The organism is Paraburkholderia sp. BR13444, assembly GCF_040948755.1.
GTDB classification, from domain to species: domain Bacteria; phylum Pseudomonadota; class Gammaproteobacteria; order Burkholderiales; family Burkholderiaceae; genus Paraburkholderia; species Paraburkholderia youngii.
Map to the genome: position 1 here is coordinate 274,270 of NZ_JBFPKM010000004.1, position 20,704 is coordinate 294,973.

The 20,704-nt window shown below is 63.8% G+C and carries 17 protein-coding genes and 1 pseudogene; 9 read left to right on the forward strand and 9 right to left on the reverse strand.

Annotation, left to right across the window (positions count from 1 at the left end):
- Positions 1–175: 175 nt before the first annotated feature.
- Positions 176–1,447: a YihY/virulence factor BrkB family protein gene (locus tag AB3X95_RS13905; protein WP_184225155.1), complete on the reverse strand. Its 1,272-nt coding sequence runs from the start codon at positions 1,445–1,447 to the stop codon at positions 176–178.
- 173 nt (positions 1,448–1,620) lie between these two features.
- Between AB3X95_RS13905 and AB3X95_RS13910 the strand changes: the two genes are divergently transcribed.
- Together AB3X95_RS13910 and AB3X95_RS13915 are read left to right on the forward strand one after the other, a co-directional pair.
- On the forward strand, positions 1,621–2,160 hold the full coding sequence (locus AB3X95_RS13910; RefSeq protein WP_368621817.1) for a YbaK/EbsC family protein: 540 nt from the start codon (positions 1,621–1,623) through the stop codon (positions 2,158–2,160).
- Between the two features lie 125 nt (positions 2,161–2,285).
- Positions 2,286–3,845: a methyl-accepting chemotaxis protein gene (locus AB3X95_RS13915; protein WP_368621609.1), complete on the forward strand. Its 1,560-nt coding sequence runs from the start codon at positions 2,286–2,288 to the stop codon at positions 3,843–3,845.
- A 56-nt stretch (positions 3,846–3,901) separates the two neighbouring features.
- Here the strand turns inward: AB3X95_RS13915 and AB3X95_RS13920 are convergent.
- The 6 genes and pseudogenes from AB3X95_RS13920 to AB3X95_RS13945 all read right to left on the reverse strand — a co-directional run.
- Positions 3,902–4,156: pseudogene (locus AB3X95_RS13920) on the reverse strand (SulP family inorganic anion transporter); the annotation flags it as partial.
- A 64-nt stretch (positions 4,157–4,220) separates the two neighbouring features.
- Positions 4,221–4,811 carry a YSC84-related protein gene (locus tag AB3X95_RS13925; protein ID WP_368621610.1) on the reverse strand — a complete coding sequence of 197 codons (591 nt, stop codon included), beginning with the start codon at positions 4,809–4,811 and terminating at the stop codon, positions 4,221–4,223.
- A 279-nt stretch (positions 4,812–5,090) separates the two neighbouring features.
- A complete protein-coding gene (locus AB3X95_RS13930; protein ID WP_184225151.1) occupies positions 5,091–6,479 on the reverse strand; it encodes an FAD-binding oxidoreductase in 1,389 nt (462 codons plus the stop codon).
- An 875-nt stretch (positions 6,480–7,354) separates the two neighbouring features.
- Positions 7,355–9,667 carry a hypothetical protein gene (locus AB3X95_RS13935; RefSeq protein WP_368621611.1) on the reverse strand — a complete coding sequence of 771 codons (2,313 nt, stop codon included), beginning with the start codon at positions 9,665–9,667 and terminating at the stop codon, positions 7,355–7,357.
- Between the two features lie 263 nt (positions 9,668–9,930).
- Entirely contained in the window at positions 9,931–10,593 is a 663-nt protein-coding gene (gene pdeM, locus AB3X95_RS13940) for a ligase-associated DNA damage response endonuclease PdeM (RefSeq protein ID WP_368621612.1), read from the reverse strand.
- Positions 10,590–13,232 (reverse strand): ligase-associated DNA damage response DEXH box helicase, encoded by a 2,643-nt coding sequence (locus AB3X95_RS13945; protein ID WP_368621613.1) that lies wholly within the window; start codon positions 13,230–13,232, stop codon positions 10,590–10,592. Before AB3X95_RS13945 ends, pdeM begins: the two co-directional genes overlap by 4 nt.
- A gap of 200 nt (positions 13,233–13,432) precedes the next feature.
- Between AB3X95_RS13945 and AB3X95_RS13950 the strand changes: the two genes are divergently transcribed.
- From AB3X95_RS13950 to AB3X95_RS13960, 3 genes are all read left to right on the forward strand, one after another.
- Positions 13,433–13,834 carry an FKBP-type peptidyl-prolyl cis-trans isomerase gene (locus AB3X95_RS13950; RefSeq protein ID WP_013092241.1) on the forward strand — a complete coding sequence of 134 codons (402 nt, stop codon included), beginning with the start codon at positions 13,433–13,435 and terminating at the stop codon, positions 13,832–13,834.
- A gap of 103 nt (positions 13,835–13,937) precedes the next feature.
- The gene (locus tag AB3X95_RS13955) at positions 13,938–14,399 is read left to right on the forward strand and encodes a DUF488 family protein (protein ID WP_368621614.1); all 462 of its coding nucleotides are present in this window, start codon (positions 13,938–13,940) and stop codon (positions 14,397–14,399) included.
- 286 nt (positions 14,400–14,685) lie between these two features.
- On the forward strand, positions 14,686–15,759 hold the full coding sequence (locus AB3X95_RS13960; protein WP_176120147.1) for a DUF6765 family protein: 1,074 nt from the start codon (positions 14,686–14,688) through the stop codon (positions 15,757–15,759).
- 21 nt (positions 15,760–15,780) lie between these two features.
- Here AB3X95_RS13960 and AB3X95_RS13965 read toward each other — a convergent pair whose 3' ends face one another.
- The gene (locus AB3X95_RS13965; protein WP_176120148.1) at positions 15,781–16,032 is read right to left on the reverse strand and encodes a hypothetical protein; all 252 of its coding nucleotides are present in this window, start codon (positions 16,030–16,032) and stop codon (positions 15,781–15,783) included.
- 365 nt (positions 16,033–16,397) lie between these two features.
- Between AB3X95_RS13965 and AB3X95_RS13970 the strand changes: the two genes are divergently transcribed.
- The 4 genes from AB3X95_RS13970 to cls all read left to right on the forward strand — a co-directional run bounded on the left by AB3X95_RS13970 (position 16,398) and on the right by cls (position 19,751).
- Complete coding sequence (locus AB3X95_RS13970; protein ID WP_176120149.1) at positions 16,398–16,736, forward strand: hypothetical protein; 339 nt, start codon at positions 16,398–16,400, stop codon at positions 16,734–16,736.
- A 208-nt stretch (positions 16,737–16,944) separates the two neighbouring features.
- The gene (locus tag AB3X95_RS13975; RefSeq protein WP_368621615.1) at positions 16,945–17,796 is read left to right on the forward strand and encodes an H-NS histone family protein; all 852 of its coding nucleotides are present in this window, start codon (positions 16,945–16,947) and stop codon (positions 17,794–17,796) included.
- Between the two features lie 22 nt (positions 17,797–17,818).
- Positions 17,819–18,325 carry a hypothetical protein gene (locus AB3X95_RS13980; RefSeq protein ID WP_368621616.1) on the forward strand — a complete coding sequence of 169 codons (507 nt, stop codon included), beginning with the start codon at positions 17,819–17,821 and terminating at the stop codon, positions 18,323–18,325.
- Between the two features lie 151 nt (positions 18,326–18,476).
- Entirely contained in the window at positions 18,477–19,751 is a 1,275-nt protein-coding gene (gene cls, locus AB3X95_RS13985) for a cardiolipin synthase (RefSeq protein WP_184225145.1), read from the forward strand.
- Between the two features lie 34 nt (positions 19,752–19,785).
- Here the strand turns inward: cls and AB3X95_RS13990 are convergent, their stop codons facing one another.
- On the reverse strand, positions 19,786–20,676 hold the full coding sequence (locus AB3X95_RS13990) for a hypothetical protein (protein WP_368621617.1): 891 nt from the start codon (positions 20,674–20,676) through the stop codon (positions 19,786–19,788).
- Positions 20,677–20,704 lie beyond the last annotated feature (28 nt).

A 20,704-nucleotide genomic window follows, 5' to 3' on the forward strand; every position in this document is an offset into this window, starting at 1 on the left:
TTTGACGCACTTTCAGCGTCGATTTGCATGGAAAGTGTAATCTAGTCGTCTACACGTCTGCCTGATTTTGTAGCGAAAGCATAAAAGAAACAGCCAGCAAAATGACTAGACATGCTGGACAGAAAAGGTGCGTTGTGTCCAAGCGCGATCGAGCGGTTTAACGGCGCAACACGTTTCAGCGCCTATCGGCGCCACGGCGCGCCACGGCCGCGGCCGTGAGCCCCGCGGCGGCCGCGAGCAGCACCGAGGTCCAGGGGTTGCGTCGCACGTAGCGGTCGGCGGCCGTCGCCTTGCGGCGCGCTTCGACGATGGCCGACGCCGCGAGACGGGTGGCTTGCGCTTCGACGTCGAGCACCTTGCGCGTCACGTCGACCGCCGTTTCATGCGCGGAGCGCTTTTGCACCGCCGCGTCGATCCCCGACGGCGGCAGCGGCGCGGTCGTGTGGCCGGCGACGGGCACAGCCGAGCGAGCCGAAGAAACCGCATTTGCCGCGACGGTCGATGCCGCCAGCACCGACGCGAGCTTCGCGCGGCTGCCCGGCGGCGCTTCTGCCTGCATGCCCCAGCCGCCGCGCGGATCGTGCAGCCTGCCGCGCGCCGCCGAGAACTCCGCGCCGAGCAGCAGCACCAGCGCCGAGAAGTACAGCCACATCAGCAGGACCGCGAGCGAGCCGGCCGCGCCGAACGCGCTGGCCATTCCCGCATGCGCGAGATAGAGCGCGAACAGCTTTCTCCCGGCCGTAAACAACACGGCCGCGACGATGCCGCCCACCAGCGCATCGCGCCATAGCACCCGGGCGTCGGGCAGGAACTTCAGCAGTCCGGCGAACGCGAAGACCAACACGAGCAGACCGACGCCGAGCTGTAGCAGATTGCCGATCACGACATACGGCGAGTCGCCCCACAGCCATTCGCCGATAAAGGCGATGACCGTATCGAGCACCAGCGACACGATCAGCAGGAACGCGACGCCGAGCACGAGCCCGAACGAAATCAGCCGCACCCGCACCAGCGCGAGCCAGCTGGCCGTGCGCGGCCCGCTGTACGGCCACACTATATTGAGTGCGCTGTTCAGCGACGAGAACGTCGCCGACGCGCCGATCGCCAGCAGTGAAAAGGAAATGATCGTCGCGATGCCGCCTTTGGCGCCCGCGTGGTGCGCGTTCTCGACGATCGTCTGCACGCCGGCCGCGGCCTGGTCGCCGATCAGGCCGTTGATGTGGCCAAACAGCTCGCCGCGCGCGGCCGCCGGTCCGAAGAACCAGCCGGCCACCGCGATCACCATCACGAGCGTCGGCGCGAGCGAGAACGCCGCATAGAACGCGATGCTCGCCGCCATCTCCAGACAGCGGTTCTCCGTGAACTGCCGAAGTGCGCCCATCGCCCAATTGGCCTGGTGACGCGCGGCCTGCTGGAGGTTCTCGCGAGAAAGGGTGTCGATGTCCATGATCGTGTCTGAATCGTGACGGCGCTTTCACGGTGTTTGCTTGGTCGCAAACCTCGTGCCCATCACTATACAAGTTAAGCGGTGGGCTTCATGGCCTGCTTGCATGGCCCGTTCCGCGGCCGCCCGCGTGTACCGCTAGAATGCAGCGGGTTAATGTCACCTTTCCGCTCATCATGCATTCGCACGAACTCGTACGGCAACTGGACGTCATCGAGCGCGACCAGTGGAGCGCGCATCTGCCCGCGCATGTCATCGAACAATTGCCCGCGCACGGAATCACGGTGTTCGCGGTTACCGACGACGCCTCCGACACCGCCGCATTCAGCGCGCGCTATGGCTTCGGCCTCGAAGACTGCGCGAACACGATCGTGATCCGTTACAAGAAAGACGGTGGCGAGCACTATGCGGCGCTGGTGTCGCTGGGCTCCCGGCGGCTCGACATCAACGGCGCGGTAAAGGCCGCGCTCGGCGCGCAGCGGCTGTCATTCGCGAAGCGCGAGGCGGCGGTCGAGCATAGCCAGATGGAGTTCGGCGGCATCACCGCCTTTGGTCTGCCGGCCGACTGGCGCGTGCTGGTCGACGCCGCGGTGATGGACCGTGAGCAGATCGTGATGGGCGCCGGCGTGCGCGCGGCCAAGCTGCTGATGTCGCCCGACGTGCTGCGGCAATGGCCGCGCTGCGAAGTGGCGGCGCTGACGCTGCCGGCGGACTGAATCCCGCAACCTTGAAGTAGCACTGAAGTTTTCCGCCGTCGCGCCGTTAATCCCGACAACGACATGAAACGTTTGCGGCGTCCGCTTGCGCGGACAGCCGCAAACCACGACAAGGGATACGGAAGATGGAACGGTTTCGCCTGAAAGTGCGGCTGTGGCTCGCGCTCGCGGTGATGTGCATGGGCATTCTGGCGATCGGCCTGTGGGGAGCGTACAAAACGCGCGACACGATGATCGCCGATCGCGAGGACGAGCTCAAAAACGTGGTCAGCATCGCGTACAGCGTGCTCGATCGCTACAACGCGCTCGCCGCGGCCGGCACGATGCCGCTCGCCGACGCGCAGCGCGCCGCGATGGACGACCTGCGCGCGATGCGCTACGACGGCGCCGGCGGCTACCTGGTGCTCGAAGACAGCCACGCGCACGTGCTGATGCATGCCACGCGCGCCGACCTCGTCGGCAAGGACATGACCACCGTCGCCGATCCGGACGGCCGTCATGTGTTCAAGGAGGGTTCCGAGCAAACCCAGCGCGAAGGCGAGGCATTCGTCCATCTGATGTTCCCGAAGCCCGGCACCGACCAGCTCGCGCCGAAGAGTAACTATATGCGGCTTTACAAGCCGTGGGACTGGACCATCGTCACCGGCGTGTTCACGGACGACATCGAGGCGATGTTCTACCGCACCCTCGTGCAATTCGTGATCGCGGCGCTAGTGCTTTGCGCGCTCGTGTCGCTGGTGATCGGCGTGATTCTGCGCAGCATTCTGCGTCAGCTTGGCGGCGAACCGGCGTACGCGGTGCAGATCGCGTCGCGAATCGCGGACGGCGACCTCGACGTGATCGTCGATACGAAGACCGGCGACAGTACCAGCCTGCTCGCCGCGATGAAACGGATGCAGCAGCGTCTCGCACAGGCGATCGAGCAGATTCGCGGCGGCGCGACGCTGATTTCGTCGGTATCGAACGAGATCGCCGCGGGCAATTCGGATCTGTCGCGCCGCACCGAGCAGCAGGCGGCCGCGCTCGGCGAGACCGCGTCGAGCATGGAGCAGATCACCGCGACCGTGCGTCAGAACGCCGACAACGCGAAGCAGGCGAGCCAACTCGCGCACAACGCTTCGGAGACCGCGGCGCGCGGCGGCGCGGTGGTCGGCCAGGTGATCGACACGATGCGCGGGATTTCACAGTCGTCGCACCGGATCGGCGACATCATCGGCGTGATCGAAGGGATTGCGTTTCAGACCAACATCCTCGCGTTGAACGCGGCCGTCGAGGCGGCGCGCGCGGGCGAGGAGGGCCGCGGTTTCGCGGTGGTCGCGGGCGAAGTGCGTACGCTCGCGCAACGCAGCGCGGCGGCCGCGAAGGAGATCAAGGCGCTGATCGAGGAATCGGCCGCGCAGATCGCGGGCGGCTCGGAGCATGTCGGACGCGCGGGCGACACGATGCAGGAAGTCGTGCAGGCGGTACGTCGCGTCAACGACATCATGGGCGAGATCAGCGCGGCGTCGGCCGAGCAGACCTCGGGCATCGAGCAGGTCAACATCGCGGTCGCGAGCATGGATAAGACGACGCAGCAGAATGCGGCGCTCGTCGAGGAAGCGAGCGCGGCGGCCGATGTGCTGAAGACGCAGACCGGGCAATTGTCGGCGGCGATCTCGGTGTTCAAGTTGCCGGAGCAGCGCTAAACCGCCAGGCCGCGTTGAGGGCGCTCATGTCGACGGTCACGCGAGCACACACCTCACGCGAGTCCGTTGACGAAGACGAGCATCACCGGATGCGGGACTCTGCGGATCAGTTTGCCGAGCCGCAATACGCCGAACAGCACTATCAGGAGGCCGCTCAGGATCACGGTCGCGAGCAGATACCGCGCGCCATGCTCGCCGACGAGCGTGACGATCACGACGGCCATCGAGCCCGCCGCGCCCGAAATCATGCCGGGACGTCCGCCGAATACCGCGGTGATGTTGCAGATAAAGAATGCGCCGTACAGACCCATCTACGGCTTGGCAACGCGCGCGGCTGCGCGAGGGATGCGTCCGCTGGGCGCTGCGCTCAGATACTCAAATAATCAGCCGGGACACCTTCGTGCCTTCGAGCGACACGCCGGCCATCAAACCGCCGTTAGTCAACACGAAAGCTTGCACCGGACTCGTTGCGGTCGAGGAATCGACCGCGCCGTTCGCGCCGACCTTCAGCACGGCGACGGTCGCATTCGCGCCGACCGCCCAGCCCTGGCTGTGCATGAATTCGTCGAGCGCTTCCTGCGTCATGAACAGAAACACGAGCGCCTTCGACTGCGCGCCGATCTGCAACCCGAACGAGCCCGCGACCGTGCTGAAGTAGCCGACCGTGCGGCCGCCGATGCGCATCGCCCCTTCACCATACTGTGCGCCGACCCAGAAGCCGGCCGAGATCACCGACGGAAACACCAGCACGCCGCGCGCTTTCGCAACGAACTCGCGCGAACCGTCGACGTTTTCGTAGAGACGCGCGAGCGTCGAGTCGACGCCGGCGTTGATCGTGTCGCGCTTGCCGGCATTGGCCGACGGCGATGCGTTCGAGGACGGCGAAGTCGTCGTGCAACCGGTGAGGCTCAGGCCTGCGACGGCCAATGCAGCGCTGCCGGTCATGATGAATTGTCGTCTGCGCATGACTGTTTCCTTTGCGTTTCTCACGCATGTTGTACGTTATGGAAGAGGGCGGCGAATTGGCCGCCTTGCTTTGCTTTGTTCTCATTTGCGCACGAGAGGTTCCGTGCGCGCGATGATTGTCGTTGAGCGGGCGTGCCGCGACGCGCGAAGCACGCATCGCGGGCATCCACGGCCGACAAATTAGCAGGGAGCGTGCCCAAGGGCCGCGCCGCCTTGCGCGAGGGCGGCGCGGCGATTTGCAGTTCGCGGATTTGCGCTGCTTGCCGTTGCGCGTCGTCGCTACAGCGTTGGGCGAATGTTCTGGTTATGGCGGAACAGGTTGTGCGGATCGTAGCGGTTCTTCACGGCGACGAGCCGCTCATAGTTGGGCCCATAGGCATCCGCGATACGGCCGCCTTCTTCCTCGGTCATGAAGTTGACGTACACGCTGCCTAGCGCAAACGGGCGCGCCGCGTCGAAAAAGTCGCGCGCCCATGCGACGCAGCGCTCGTCGTCGCGCGCATCGTCCCAGCGGCCGTGCACGTTCATCGCGTATAGCGTCTCGCGAGCCGGGTAAGCGGTTGCGTCGACCGCCACGCGCTGCGTTTGCGCACCGATCAGCCCGAAGAAAATTTCGCATTGCGTGGACGGCAGCGTGTCGATCGCGCGGATCAGTGCGTCGATCAGACCATCGTCGATGGTGGCGAGGTTGTGCGACTTCCAGTAGTTGCGCGCGCCCGGTGTGAGCAGCGGATCGAAGGCCTGTTGCCAGACTTCGAGGGGCATCGGACCAAGATGTTCGCCGAGCGGCTTGCCGAAGCCGCGCGCGGCTTCCACTGCGTCCGGGCCTTTGTCGACCGGGCCGTTGTAGCACATCGCGAACACCAGCACGGGTTTGCCGTGCACGTCGGGCGGCAGGAACGGCAGCGGCGGCGCGAGCCGCGCGACCGCCCAGACGGCCAGCTCGTCGGGCATTGCCGGCGCGGCATCGCGGTATTTGATCAGTGCTTCCTTCGCGTCGGCGAGCGGCAACACGACGAGGCCGCCATACACGAGCGGGCCGACCTCATGAAGTGCGAACTCGAATAGCGTAACGACGCCGAAATTGCCGCCGCCGCCGCGGATCGCCCAGAACAGATCGTCGTGCGAAGTGGCGCTCACGTGGCGGAACTCACCGTCGGCGGTGACGATGTCGGCCGCGACGAGGTTGTCGATCGTCATGCCGTAGCGGCGGCTCAGCCAGCCGAAGCCGCCGCCGAGCGTGAGACCTGCGACGCCGGTCGTCGAGTTGATGCCGAGTGGTGTCGCGAGTCCGAATGCCTGCGCTTCGTGATCGAAATCATGCAGCGTCGCGCCGGGTTCGACATACGCGCGCCGCGCTTCCGGGTCGATACGCACCGATTTCATCGTGGACAGATCGAGCACGAGGCCATCGTCGCACACAGCGCTGCCGCCGATATTGTGGCCGCCGCCGCGAATGGCGAGCGGCAGGCCGTTGTCGCGCGCGAAGGCGACGCCGCTGCGCACGTCGGCCACACCCGCGCAGCGCAGGATCATCGCGGGAGTACGGTCGATCATCGCGTTCCAGATGCTGCGCGCCGTGTCGAAGCCCGGCGTGTCGGGCAGCAGAAGCTGGCCGCGCAGTGTGGATTTGAATTCGTCGACGGCGCTGCTGGAGATAGTAACCATGTTGTACCTCGTCGGAGAGGGGAGGGCGCTCGCAGACCACTGCTCAGCAGACCAAACAAAATGCGGGCGGTGAATGAAAGCGGATTGAGAGGTTCGGCTGCGTGCAGTAAACGGGGCGGCGCGACGAAGTCAAACAAAGGTTTACCCGCGTATGGGGACGATCCCGCGCAGTAGCTCGCGGGGACGGGCGTTTGCGGGCAGCGCAACGACGATACGCGACGGTAGCGCGGAAGATGGTGGGAATGCTCCGGAAAAAGCGTGCGTGCCGATGTGTTGGTTATCTGACGCGCTGGTGGTTGTGCCACGACACTTTGCAGATGGAGTGGGTCGCGATCGCGTACGGCTGAGCCGCACGTTCGGCGACTGTGCGCGGCAGCGCACATCGCGACATCGCTCTTTGCGACGCACAGGCGTTATGCAACGACGCGTAATGTTTCGCGCGCGCATTTCGGTGATTTTCATGGTGTTGTCTATTGGATTTCTCTCATTCGGCTTTTCCAATTTTCATGTTTATGTGCGAATGGCCACATGAATAAAACGGATGATGTGTAAATGATCTGAATTCATCCGATAAAACCAAATGTTAATTTTCTTTATGTCGCTCCAATTGCATCGCGCATGATAATTTTAACTTCCCGTATGAAGAATCTGGATTAGCGGATTTGGCGGACGCATCGTCGTTTTCCCCTGCCTGGCACGCCGCATCGGCAATATCGCATTGCGTGGTCTAGCGCACGGTCGCGCGATTGCACTGCGAATAACTTCAACGTCCATCAAGCCTCGCTGTGCGGCTCTCACGATCACGTGCGCGCACGGCCAGCCCATTCTCTCGAAGCACCCCAAATCGGACCGGGGATTTTCCGTGAGAGAAGTATTTAGTGCGAGCGCATTTTAATTCGCATAAGGCGAAGCTGCGCAAAGGCTTTGACTTTCGTTTTTTTCACGAGCGGAGATTCACTCGTTAATTGGACCGGTCGCTCAGGGGAAATAATTAGGAGGATGAAATGAAAAAGCAAAACGGGGACGCGTGGATACTTGGCACGCGGCGGGCGGCTTTGGCGGTCGCGGTCAGTCTTTATGCGGCGATGGCGGGTGCGCAGACGAATTCGGGGAGCACCGCCGCGCCAGCAACCAATCCTGGAGTGATGGTGCTCGCCGAGGCGAGCGTGTACGGCGGATGTCCGTCGGGCGGCGGGCCGGGCTGCACCTCGGGGGGATTCGGGCAACTCGGGTCGGGTGCCCTCGGCATCGCGGCGGCGGGGCTCGGTCCGACGTCGTCCACCGGCTCGTCGCCGGGCAGCGGGACGTCGTCGCCGGGCGCGGGCAGCAGTGGCGGAAATAGTTCGGCTAATTCCGGCACCGGCGGGGTGGGCTCGGGAAATACCGGCGGCAACAATGGTAATGGCGGTTCCGGCGGCAACGGTAGCGGCGGCGCTGGAAGCGGTGGCGATGGCTCGGGGAATGGCGGCACGGGCGGCGATGGCGGCAACAACGGTGGCGGTGATAGCGGCGGGGATGGTGGGGGCGGTGGTGGGGGGCATGGGCATGGCCATGGTCACGGTGGTGATGGTGACGGCGGTCATGGTCATGGCCACGGTGGCGACGGTGACGGTGATGGCGGTCATGGACATGGCCATGGTGGTGATGGTGATGGTGACGGCGGTCATGGTCATGGCCATGGCGGCGATGGTGACGGCGATGGCGGTCATGGTCACGGCCACGGCGGCGAGGGTGACGGCGATGGCGGTCATGGCCACGGCCACGGTGGCGAGGGTGACGGCGATGGCGGTCATGGTCACGGCCACGGTGGCGAGGGTGACGGCGATGGCGGTCATGGCCACGGCCACGGTGGCGAGGGTGACGGCGATGGCGGTCATGGTCACGGCCACGGCGGCGAGGGTGACGGCGATGGCGGTCATGGTCACGGCCACGGCGGCGAGGGTGACGGCGATGGCGGTCATGGTCACGGCCACGGCGGCGAGGGTGATGGCGATGGCGGTCATGGCCACGGCCACGGCGGCGAGGGTGATGGTGACGGCGGTCATGGCCACGGCCACGGTGGCGAGGGTGACGGCGATGGCGGTCATGGCCACGGCCACGGTGGCGAGGGTGACGGCGACGGTGGTCATGGACATGGTCACGGTGACGGCGGCCACGGCGATGGCGGTCACGGCGAAAGCGGTCACGGTGACGGCGGCCACGGCGATGGCGGTCACGGCGACGGCGGTCACGGCGAAAGCGGTCACGGCGAAAGCGGTCACGGTGACGGCGGCCATGGCGAGGGCGGTCACGGCGAGGGCGGTCACGGCGAGGGCGGTCACGGCGAGGGCGGTCACGGCGAAAGCGGCCACGGTGACGGCGGCCATGGCGAGGGCGGTCACGGCGAAAGCGGCCACGGCGACGGCGGCCACGGCGGCAGCGGTCATGGTGACAGCGGCCACGGTAGCAGCGGTGGCGAAGGCAAGGGCGGTTCTGCCAACGGTGGCCGTGGCGGTGAAGGTGGCGGCCAAGGCAACGGCGGTTCCGGACACGGTGGCCATGGCGGTGAAAGCGGTGGCGGCCAGGGCGGCGGCGGTTCCGGACACGGTGGCCATGGTGGTGAAGGCGGTGGCGGCCAGAGCGGCGGCGGTTCCGGACACGGCGGCCATGGCGGTGAAAGCGGTGGCGGCCAAGGCGGCGGCGGTTCCGGACCCGGTGGCCATGGTGGTGAAGGCGGTGGCGGCCAAGGCGGCGGCGGTTCCGGACACGGTGGCCATGGTGGTGAAGGCAGTGGCGGCCAGGGCAACGGCGGCTCGGGCAACGGTGGTCATGGCGGTGAAGGCGGTGGCCAGGGCAACGGCGGTTCTGGACACGGCGGCCATGGTGGTGACGGCGGCGGCCAAGGTAACGGCGGCTCGGGCAACGGTGGCCATGGCGGTGAAGGCGGTGGCGGCCAGGGCAACGGAGGCTCCGGACACGGTGGTCATGGCGGCGAAGGCGGCGGCCAGGGCGGAAATGGCGGCAACGGTGGCGGCCAAGGCAGCGGTGGTTCCGGCAACGGAGGTCACGGTGGCCATGGCGGTAACGGCGGCGGCCAGGGCAACAGTGGCAACGGCGGCGACGGCGGCAACGGCGGCGGCCAAGGCAACGGTGGCAACGGTGGCGGCTTCGGCAACGGCGGCTTCGGCAACGGTGGCCACGGAGGCCATGGCGGCTACGGCGGCGGTGGCTCCGGCAGTGGCGGCCACGGCGGCAGCAACCATTAAGCAGTGGCAAGGGTCCCGCGAACCTTGCGGGGCTCCCTCCAGGAAGGGAGGCCGGCGCCGCCCGGCCTCCAAACCGAAACCGCGCTCGAGCACCGCGGGGAATTTGCAGCGAAAAAGCCAGCAAAAAACCACGCTAGCGAATCAGCAAACCAACCCGCAAACAAAAACGCAATCAGGCAACAAAGTGGACGGCCCCCGCCGTCCGCTCAACACCTCAACTCGATCACCCTCTCCTGCACGACCAGAAAAACCCTCTCCCCCAAAACGCGCCCCGTCTCACGCGCCCCTCCAGTAAAACTCCCGAACGCCGGCAGCACCCCCCGATCGATCCCGAAGCGAAAGCACGGCACGCGCACTGAATCGAACCCCGTCGCAATCCGATAGACCGGATGCACATGCCCCGCGAGCACATACGCGTGATCGACCGCATGCGGGTGATGACACAGCGCCCACGCCCCGAAATGCCACGGCTCGCGCACAGACTCGACATCCAACGAAGGCGGCAACGCACCGGCATGCCGATCGTGATTGCCTTCGACTAGCACCACGCGCATCGACGCATGCCGCGCGCGCCACACATGCAACGCATCGAGCGTGAGCGTCGACAGCGACTCGCGCGCATGCAGCAGATCGCCAAGAAACACCAGCGTCGCCGGCTGGAACTCGGTGATCAGCCGATCGATCCGCAGCAGATTCTCCGCGGTCGAACCAGTCGGCACCGGAATGCCACGCGCGCGAAACACCGCATCCTTGCCGAAATGCGCATCGGCGATAAAAAGCGCGCGGAGCACCGGATCGAAACACGCGCGCAAACTCGATAGCACGAGAGGCCGTCCGCCGACGTCGATCGCAAGCGAGGTCGCCGTCATCGTTGCGCCGCCCTTTCGAGTTCGGCCAGCATTCGCTCGACGCGATCGGCGAGCTTCTCGGTGCTGACTTTTTCGCGCAGGCGTCCGACGATCAACGGAAACGCGAACGGCGTCGGCTTGCTGGGCCGCGTGAGCACGACGCGGCTCGCGTTCATTCGTTCGAGCGCAATACGGATGCGCTGCACGTCGAGTTCGTGTAGCAGTACTTCGGTATCGGCCTGGCCCAACAGCAGATTGCCGCGATCGTGCTGACGAAAGATCTCGTAGAAAAGCCCGCTCGAGGCCTGTAATTGCCGCGCGCTTTTCTGCTGTCCAGGATGCGCCTGAAACACGAGGCCCGACACCCGCGCAATCTCACGAAAACGTCGCAAAGAGAGTTCGGACGAATTGAGGCTTGCAAGAATGTCGTGATCGAGTTCGTCAGGTGAAAGCAGGTCATTGCGCAAGTGCGCGTCCCAATCGAACGCCTGCGCGCACAGCAATTCGAAACCGTAGTCGTTCATCGAAATGGAAAACGTGCCGGGCTCGTCGCGCGCGACCCGCCACGCGAGCAGAGCGCCAAGCCCGATATGCGCGGTGCGCCCGGCGAACGGATAGCAGAAGAAGTGGTAACCCTCGCGCGATTTCAGCAGCTCGACGACCAGCACGCCCGGCTCGGGCAATGCCGACCACTTCTGCTGCAATTCGAGCAGCGGCCGTACCGCGCGCATTTCCGGCTCGTCGTAGATGCCGTCGGCGGCGCGCGCGAGCATCGTCAGTGTCGCGTCGGCGAGCTCGGACGATAGCGGCATGCGGCTGCCGGCCCATTGCGGCATTGCCCCACGCGATGAGCTCGCACGCCGCACCCACGCCGTCATATCCTGCACGCGGATCAATTCCAGTGCGCGGCCGCCGAACGTGAATACATCGCCGGGTCTGAGCCGTGAGATGAACGATTCCTCGATTGCGCCAATGCGACCGCCCGATAGATACGCCACGTTCAACGTCCCGTTCGCGACGATCGTGCCGATGTTGTTGCGATGCCGGCGCGCGAGATCGTCGCGCGGCACGCGGTACAGACCGTCGCTATCGCGCGCGACGCGATGGTAGTCGGGATACGCGCGCAGCGTCGCGCCGCCGCCTTCGACGAAACCCAGAGCCCAGTCGAACTCCTGCTGCGTCAGATCGCGATATGCATAGGTATGCAGAAGTTCATCGTACAACTCGCGCGCGTCGAAACCGCCGCCGATCGCGACGGTGACGAGATGTTGCACCAGCACGTCGAACGGCTTTTGCGGCGTATCGCGGCTTTCGATCTGCCGTTTATCGACGGCTTCACGCGCGGCCGCCGCTTCGATCAATTCGAGCGCATGCGTCGGCACGATCGTCACCCGCGACGGCAAACCGGGTGCGTGTCCCGAGCGGCCCGCGCGCTGCATCAAACGCGCGACGCCTTTTGGCGAGCCGATCTGGAACACGCGCTCCACCGGCAGAAAATCGACGCCGAGATCGAGACTCGACGTACACACCACGGCCTTTAGCAAGCCGTCCTTCAATCCGCGTTCGACCCACTCGCGTACCTGCTGATCGAGCGAGCCGTGATGCAGCGCGATCACGCCGGCCCATTCGGGGCGCGCGTCGAGCAGCGCCTGATACCACACCTCGCATTGCGAGCGCGTGTTCGTGAATACGAGCGACGTGCGCGCTTCGTCGATCGCGCGCGCGACCGCATCGACCTGACGCATGCCCATGTGACCGCCCCACGGAAAGCGCTCGATCGTGTTGGGAATAATCGTGTCGACGATCAGTGCCTTCGGCAGCGCGCCGTGCACACTGACGCGCGGCGTCGCGACCGGCGCGAGCAGTACCTCGGTCGCGAACGACAGATTGCCCAGCGTCGCCGACAGCCCCCACACCTGCAAGCCGGGCCGCCAATGCGTGAGACGCGCGAGCGCGAGTTGCGTCTGTGTGCCGCGTTTGTTGCCGAGCAGTTCGTGCCATTCATCGACGATCACGAGCCGCACCTGAGACAGTACTTCGCGCGCATCGGCGCGCGTCAGGATCAGCGTCAGACTCTCGGGCGTCGTGACGAGCGCGGACGGCATGCGCCGGTTCTGGCGCTCGCGTTCGGCGGCCGACGTATCGCCGGTGCGCAGACCGACGCTCCAGGGTACCGCGAGTTCGGCCGCGGAGCTTTGCAACGCGCGCGCGGTATCGGCCGCGAGCGCGCGCATTGGTGTAATCCAGAGCACCGTCAGCGGTTCGGGGTGCTTGCGCGGCGTCGACGCCGCACTCGCGAACGCGGCGAGCGCGCCGAACCACACGGCCCAGGTTTTGCCGGCCCCGGTGCTTGCGTGCAGTACGCCGCTCGCGCCAGCGGCGATGTTGCGCCAAACCTCGCGCTGAAAATCGAACGGCTGCCAACGGCGCGCGGCGAACCATGCGTCGAGTTTGTCCGCGAACGGGCGACGCGCGTCGTCGGGTGAATACGAGGGGAACGGCAGCGGCTCGAAAGCGGATTCGCGCGCATCGAGCCGCGCCTGTTGGGCACGGCTGCGCGGAATCCGGCGCGGCCTTGGCGCGCGAACGCGCTCGTCGGCCGGCGCTGGCGCGGCGGTCGGGTCGTCAGCGGGGTTGTCGGAAGGGGCCGGCTCGGTCATCGGAAGCGCTCTCAACGGGTGCGGCGGATTCGCGTGCCGGCGACTCGCGCCGGATGTTCATGTGGACCGCGGGCTCGCGCGGCGGTTCAGCGAAGTTCGTGACAGGCGCGCAACGACCCGCGGCATCCGGCAGTATTTGGGAGCCTCGGCCGACACCCGATCCGTTACAATCAAACGGACTACCCCACTGGAGATTTGCTTTGAAATCACTCGTTGCTTTGCTGGCCGCAGCCGTGCTGTCCTCGACCGCGATGGCTGCCGCGCCGACCACGGAGAAGCTGCCGTCCGGCGTCATCGTCGAACATCTGACGCAAGGCACGGGCCCGCAGCCGTCCGCGACCGACGTGGTAAAAGTCAACTACCGCGGCACGCTGCCCAACGGCACCGAATTCGATAGCTCGGCCAAGCATGGCGGCCCGGCCACGTTCCCGCTCAATCGCGTGATTCCGTGCTGGACGCAAGGCGTGCAGAAGATGAAAGTCGGCGGCAAGGCGCGACTCACTTGCCCGGCGGCGACCGCATATGGCGATCGTGGGGTCGGCCCGATTCCGCCGAATACCGATCTGACCTTCGAAGTCGAACTGGTCGACATCGTCAAGTAAAGCGCGCGAGCGGCGCTAAAGATGCACTGCCACCGAGCCTCGCTGCGCCAATCGCAGCGAGGCTTTTTTATGGGCGCCGAATGGCCCGCCAAAGGGATTCACGATGAAACGTGACAAAGGTACCGTACAGGTGGCGAGCATTGGTTTTACCGGCAAGAGCGCCCAGAAGTTCTTCGGTTTGTTGAAAGAGGCCCAAGTGCGCACGGTGCTCGACATTCGCCTCAACAACACGTCGCAGCTGGCGGGTTTTGCGAAAAGGCAGGATCTGCCTTTCTTTCTCGAGCAGTTGTGCAATGCGGCGTACGTGGAAATTCCGGAGTTGGCTCCCGAGCCGGAACTGCTCAAGCGCTACCAGGGCAAGCAGTTGAGCTGGGAGAACTTTCGCGAGGAATATCTCGACCTCATCGCGCGCCGCCGTGTGGAAAGCAATCTGGATATCGCGCTATTTGAATCGGGCTGTCTGCTTTGCAGTGAACATTTACCACATCATTGTCACCGGATGTTCGCGCTCGAGTATCTGAACCAGCACTGGAACAATCGTCTTTCCGTTACACATCTGACCTGACCTGACCTGACCGGCGCCGGTCGGGCCGGGTTACGCTTTCCGTCTCGTTGCCCGGCGGCTTGCTGTGCCGGCGGGTTGCATCTCGCTGGCGCCGCCGGCGTTTTCCTTCAGTAGCCCGAATAGTAGCGTGGCGCGAAACGTGGAAGAACACGCCCAATACGCATGTTATTTCAAGGCGAGTGCTGCTCGCTCGTCTACTATCTACTCACGCGCAGCTCCCTGTATTCGTCTCGCCCTATCGCCGGCCACAGACCGGCCGTGACTATGCGCGCCAGGAGCGCCTGCCATGAACATCGACTTCCATTACGGCGTGGTCTACATTGCCGCGCGCGTCGGCGGCATGACGGCCGGCGATGCGCAAACCGTCGCGCATGCCTGCCAATACGTCGACGACGCAACGACGAGCGGAATACTGCGGTTCAAAGGCGGCGAGACATTCGAGCGATTCGCGACCGCGCACAAGTTATTCGATTACGCCAATACCGAGAACGACCAGAATCGGCTCGTGTGGGCGCCGTTCCATTTTCTGCCGGCTGGGGTGGGTGACAGTCTCGAGGAAAAGGCGGTTTGCCGGCCCGACAGTGAAGTCGCGCGCGAAGTCGTGCGGCGCGCGATCCGGCAGCGCGATTCGGAGACCGCGTTGCACCGGCTCGGCGTGACGCTCCATACGTATGTCGATACCTGGGCGCACCAGGGATTCGCGGGCATCGAAAGTCCGTGGAATCGCGTGCATCTTCTCGAAGCGCAGGATTGCACGCGCAAAGGCTGGCTCGCGAGCCTGGAACTGGCGGTTGCGCATCTGATCGATCGCGTCGAGACGGACGTTCTGACCATCGCGTTGCCGGTCGGCCACGGCGCCGCGTTGCATTATCCCGACCAGCCGTGGGCACGCTGGCATTACATCGACGGCTGCAATCACTTCATCTCACGACACAATTTGCCGGATTTCGTGCAAGCGGCGGACATGAGTTGTCGTGTCGTGCGAGCTTATCTGGCCGGACGCGAAGATTTCGAAAACCAGCCCGGCATGCCGGACGACGTCAAAGACGCACTGACCCGACTGCTCGATACGAACCGCGAACCCGACGACAACCTGCGTCTGAGAACCGTTTGCGAATGGGTGAATGCCGGCCGTATTCCGGGTTTGAAAGAACCCGTGCCCGGCTATATCGCGAAAGGACACGGTTCGTGGAAGTACCAGGCCACCGGTTTGTTGTGCGATGACGACACCGGGGACAGACCGGAGTGGACGACCGCCTTCGAGAAGAGCGACTACCGCCTCTTTCACGACGCGGTCAAACAGCATCGTTTCGTGACCACCCAGGAGATCTTGCCCGCGCGCGGATTACGCATTGCCTGAGTGAATGGAGCGGGGCGCCAGTTACTGCATTTTGGCTTGCTGATGTGGTGCGGCCTGAGCCGCCGCCTGCTGTTCTTCGGCGTGCTTTTTGGCCACATGCCGTCCGACGATACAGCCGCCGACCGCGCCGACCACCGCATGATGTCCCGCATAATGTCCGGCGACGCCGCCCACTACCGCTCCTTTCAGGCAACCGGCCGCGTTCGCGGTGCTTGCCATTACCAACGAGACTGCCAGTGCCCCGAGGGCGGTCCGAATAAAGTCAGCTTTCATTGTAAGTACCTTCGTGTTTGAGTGGATCGAAGTTAGGGTGGCCCGGCGTCTTTTTCAATAGCCGCCGCGAGCATGGGCACGGATACGAAGTGTAAATGGACCTGCGCAGAGCAGGAGCAACAAGTGCTGCAAGATCGGTAACGGCAAGTTACCGGAACCGGGGGCTTTGCAGGCATCGTCACTGATGTTTCGCACACGTTTGAATCGGTTCGCTATAGCGGTTCACCAAAAAAAAGACCGTTTTCAAATAAAAAGTGGGCTACTCTCCTTTGAATATCCAAATGCCGGGCTATAGTAGAAGCGACTAAAGCCAGAAAGCATGACGGCGCGCTTTTGCCGTCGATGCCGACGACGGGGAAACTCAAATGACGCCCTCGAATGCAGCGATCTATCAGACCAGGACTTGCACACCAGAGTCGTTGCGTACGCTCGCGAGCTTTCTCGAATTAGCGCTCGACGAGGGAAAAAGCGTGGTCGTCATGCGGATCGGCAAGCAGGCGCGCAGCGTTTATGTCGGAAATCCATCTGGTGCATTGGAGGATTTAACGGATTCCGGTGTCGTCGATGCTTTCCAGGCAGATGAAATGCTGCTACTGACCCGCGTGGGCCTGAACCGGATAACGGCGGACGGTCAACACTACCGCTTTATACGGAGTGTGAGGTACATTGCCGATCGCCAGGTCGTCGTTTTTACACCTATCTGAGCGGTGGAACCGAAACGAAAAAGAAGAATCACGAGGGAAGGAAAAGGAAGAAAGCTTCGATGACCCGCTAGAAAACCTGAAAGCTTTGTTATTTGAAAGCTGCATCGGCGCTGGTATCGATGTATTGAAGCTCAGGATAGGTCAATAGACTGCCTTTCTTCCGTCATTCATGGCATAGTTCGACGATTACCACATAAGGAGCAATCAAATGCCTTCGTTAGAGCAAATCCAAGCAAAGCTTAAGAAGCTCCAGGCGCAAGCTGACGTTCTCATTGCCAGAAAAGCACAGGCCGCGGTCGATCAGATTCGCGAGTTGATGCTCAAGCACGGTCTGACGACTGCCGATATCGAAGCACAGGCAAAGGCACGACGCTCCGCGCGAGGTCTGAATGGCAATACGGGTACGGGCCGGGGAAGACCTGCTGGCGTGAGCAAAGCCGCCAGGTCGGCAACGCCGGCGAAGTACCGCGACCCTAAAACCGGCGCGACCTGGACGGGTCACGGCCGCGCGCCTGGCTGGATCGCCGGCGCGAAGGACCGCACGGTGTTCCTGATCGACGCTGCGAGCGCAAGCCAAGCCGCGGCTACTCCCGCCGCGAAGCGCGGCAAAGGTCAGCCAAAAGGCGCCCAGCCGCCGAAGTACCTGGATCCGAAAACCGGCGCGACGTGGAGCGGACGCGGCCCGGCGCCGGCATGGCTTGCTTCCGTTAAGGATCGCAGCAAATTCCTGATCGATGGCGCGAGCGCGGCTGCCGCTCCGAAAGCGGCGAAAACGGCGGCAAAGAGCGGCCAGGCGAAAGCGACCGCAAGCGCGGTAGGCAAGAAGACCACGGCGAAAAAAGCAGTGGCGAAAAAAGCCACGCGCAAGACGGCCGTGAAAAAGACCGCAGCCAGAAAGGCAACCCCGGCAAGCCGGAAAGCCGCGGTGAAGAAAACCGCTGGCCGCCAAAGCGCTGTGAAGATGGCAAGAAAAGCACCGGCCCGCAAGGCTGCCGCAAAGAGCACGGCCGCGCCCGTCGCGGCGGCTCCGCAAACGCCCGAAACGCAAGCAGGCGCGTAATAGCCGCGGAGTCGTGAAGTAGATGGTTAGCACGTTCGATGCATCCCGGCAGGAAGATCAGGTCTTCCTGCTGGACTCCGTTCCTCATCCGGCAGCCGATGCCGCCGAACCATTCATCGTCGCCAGCGATCGCCGTGTAATCCTCACTTATCCGATCGCGGAGTCGGACTTTGAACGGTTCGGGCCATTCGATCCCGACGACGATCCTTTTTGCGCGGTATTGTTCGCCGACGCCGTATTTCATCGTCTCGGGCCACCGGGCGATGACGCTCTCGCCATTCATCCGCTCGCGGCGCATGGTCTCACTGGCTACGCGGTGCATGAAATCTTCAATTCGTCGTTGTGCGCGGAGATTGCCGCCGTGACGACTGACCCGATCGCCATTGCTGCCGAGTCACCGGCGCGGCGGCATTTCGTCATTACGTTTCAGGCATCGACGTTCGAATGCGTGGCTTCGGACTATACGGTCATCGGCGTATTCGGCGCGGGCGAAATAGCCAGTCGCGAGGCATTTGCTTTGGTCAGATAACGCGTTGGAACCGGAAAGCAAGGCGCGGTCCCGATGCGGGCACGCGCCGTGCATGACCTGAGGCTCGTGAGAGCCGGACCGGAGTCCGGCTCTTTCCCGTCGGACGAGGGATGCGCATGCCGTGTCCCGCCGCCTGCCATCGAGGCCATGCATGCTGACCATTGCTATTACCGCGTTCGTCACGCTGGTGATCGTTCTCGTGATCGCCAATCTGTCGAGCGGCGAGAAGAAAATAGAACATAAGATCGAGCGGCTCTATAAGAGCGAAGATCCGCAATTCCTCCGCTCGATGGGTCTATTGCTCGGTCCGCCCGTGGTGCCGGGTAATCGCTTCGAGATGCTGCTCAACGGCGACCAGATCTTTCCGTCGATGCTCGAAGGCATTCGGTCGGCGCGCGAAACCATCACATTTGAAACGTTCATTTACTGGTCTGGCGAGATCGGCGAGCAGATTGCGCGTGCGCTTGCCGATAAGGCGCGTGAAGGCATCGCCGTGCATGTCCTGCTCGACTGGGTCGGTTGTTCGAAAATGGATCGGCGCTATCTGCAACTGCTGCGCGAGGCCGGCGCCGAAGTGGTCAAGTTTCACAAACCGCATTGGACCGGACTCGGTCGCATGAACGATCGTACGCACCGGAAACTATTGGTGATCGACGGCCGGATCGGTTTTACGGGCGGGGTCGGTATTGCACCGGAGTGGACCGGCCATGCGCAGGACGAAAAGCATTGGCGCGATACGCATTTCCGCTTGACCGGTCCGGCGGTCGCCCATATGCAGGCCGTCTTCATGGATAACTGGATCAAGGCGACCGGCAACGTCTTGCACGGTCCCAGGTATTTCCCACACATCGACGCCGAGCCGAAAGGAGAGGGCGAGGGTTTTGCGCATATGTTCAGCAGTTCGCCGTCGGGCGGCAGCGACGACATGCAGCTGATGTATCTGATGGCCATCACTGCCGCGACGCGCAGTTTGCAGCTTGCGAGCGCGTACTTCGTGCCCGACAAGCTCACCATCAACGCGATCGTCGAAGCGGCGAAACGCGGCGTCAAAGTACAGATCGTCACGCCGGGCAAACGCATCGATACGCACACGGTGCGCGAAGCGTCGCGGGCATGCTGGGGCGATCTATTGAAAGCGGGCGTCGAGATCTACGAGTACCAGCCGACCATGTTCCATTGCAAGTTGCTGGTGGTCGACGAGTACCTGGTGTCGGTCGGCTCGACGAACTTCGATAACCGCTCGTTCAAGCTGAACGACGAAGCAAACCTGAATATCTACGACCGCGCTTTCGCCAGACAGCAGACCGCCGCGTTCAACGACGATATCGCGAAGTCGAAGCGCATCACACTCGAAGCATGGACGCGACGTTCGTTTACCGAGAAGGTCGTCGAAAAGTTCGTACGGCTGCTGGACACGCAGCTTTGAATAACTGAATAGAAAGTGTCGACGCGCCGACGGATCAGTGAACGGCGCCGCTCAGATACGCTTCGATGTCGGGGCGCAAAGCCTGCGTGCCATTGTGTTGCTCGATGGCGGCCGCATCGACGAGGCGCGCTTTCGCATGTCGATACGCATTGGCAAAGCCGCGCAGTTGCTGCGTGACCGGACGATCGTCGAGCCGGCGTCGTGTGAGCGCTTGCACGATGCTGCGTTCGATCAACGCCAACTGGCTGTCGATGTAGTCGATGCACAGTTCGCGGCAGCGCGACGATGCCGCCGCGACGCTTAGCAGTGCCGGCACGAGCGAGATCGTCAGAAAACCGCCCGCGGGGATGCGTGCGAGCGCGGCGGGTGAATCGAACAGGTCGGAGCGCAACGCTTCGAATACGGCTTGCGTCCAGATTGCGCGCTCCTGTTCTAACGCGCGACGCCGCCGCGCGAGCGCATCTTTAGCGTGCGGATCGGCAATGCGGCCTTCGTCGACCAGCAACGCCGCATCGTCGCGTTTGCCTTCCTGTATGCAGGCGCTGCCGACATAGATGGCGCTGGAGCCGCGTTCGGTCAGCACCAGATGTTGCAGGCTGTCCGGCACGAGCGGGTCGAGCGGCACCACTTCGCAGGTCAGCGGCTTGCCTTTCAGATGAATCGCGCAACGTCCGTCGTCCGCGAGAGCAGGGCAGCGCGCGAGCGACGGATAGTCGAAGCCCTGCGCGACGATGCTGAAGGTATCGCCCGCGCGATACAGCAGCGTATCGGCGAGCACTTCGAACGCCGCGCAGTCGGCTTCGTCGAGCACGGCTTCATGCCGGCCGACATGCAGCCGTTGGCCGGGCCGCCTGCGCGCCACGCGTCCAATCGCGATGCAGCCGATAAACCGGTCGGGATGGCGAAACAACTCCGCCAGCGTCATCGACGGTGGACTGTTGCAGCATCGACCG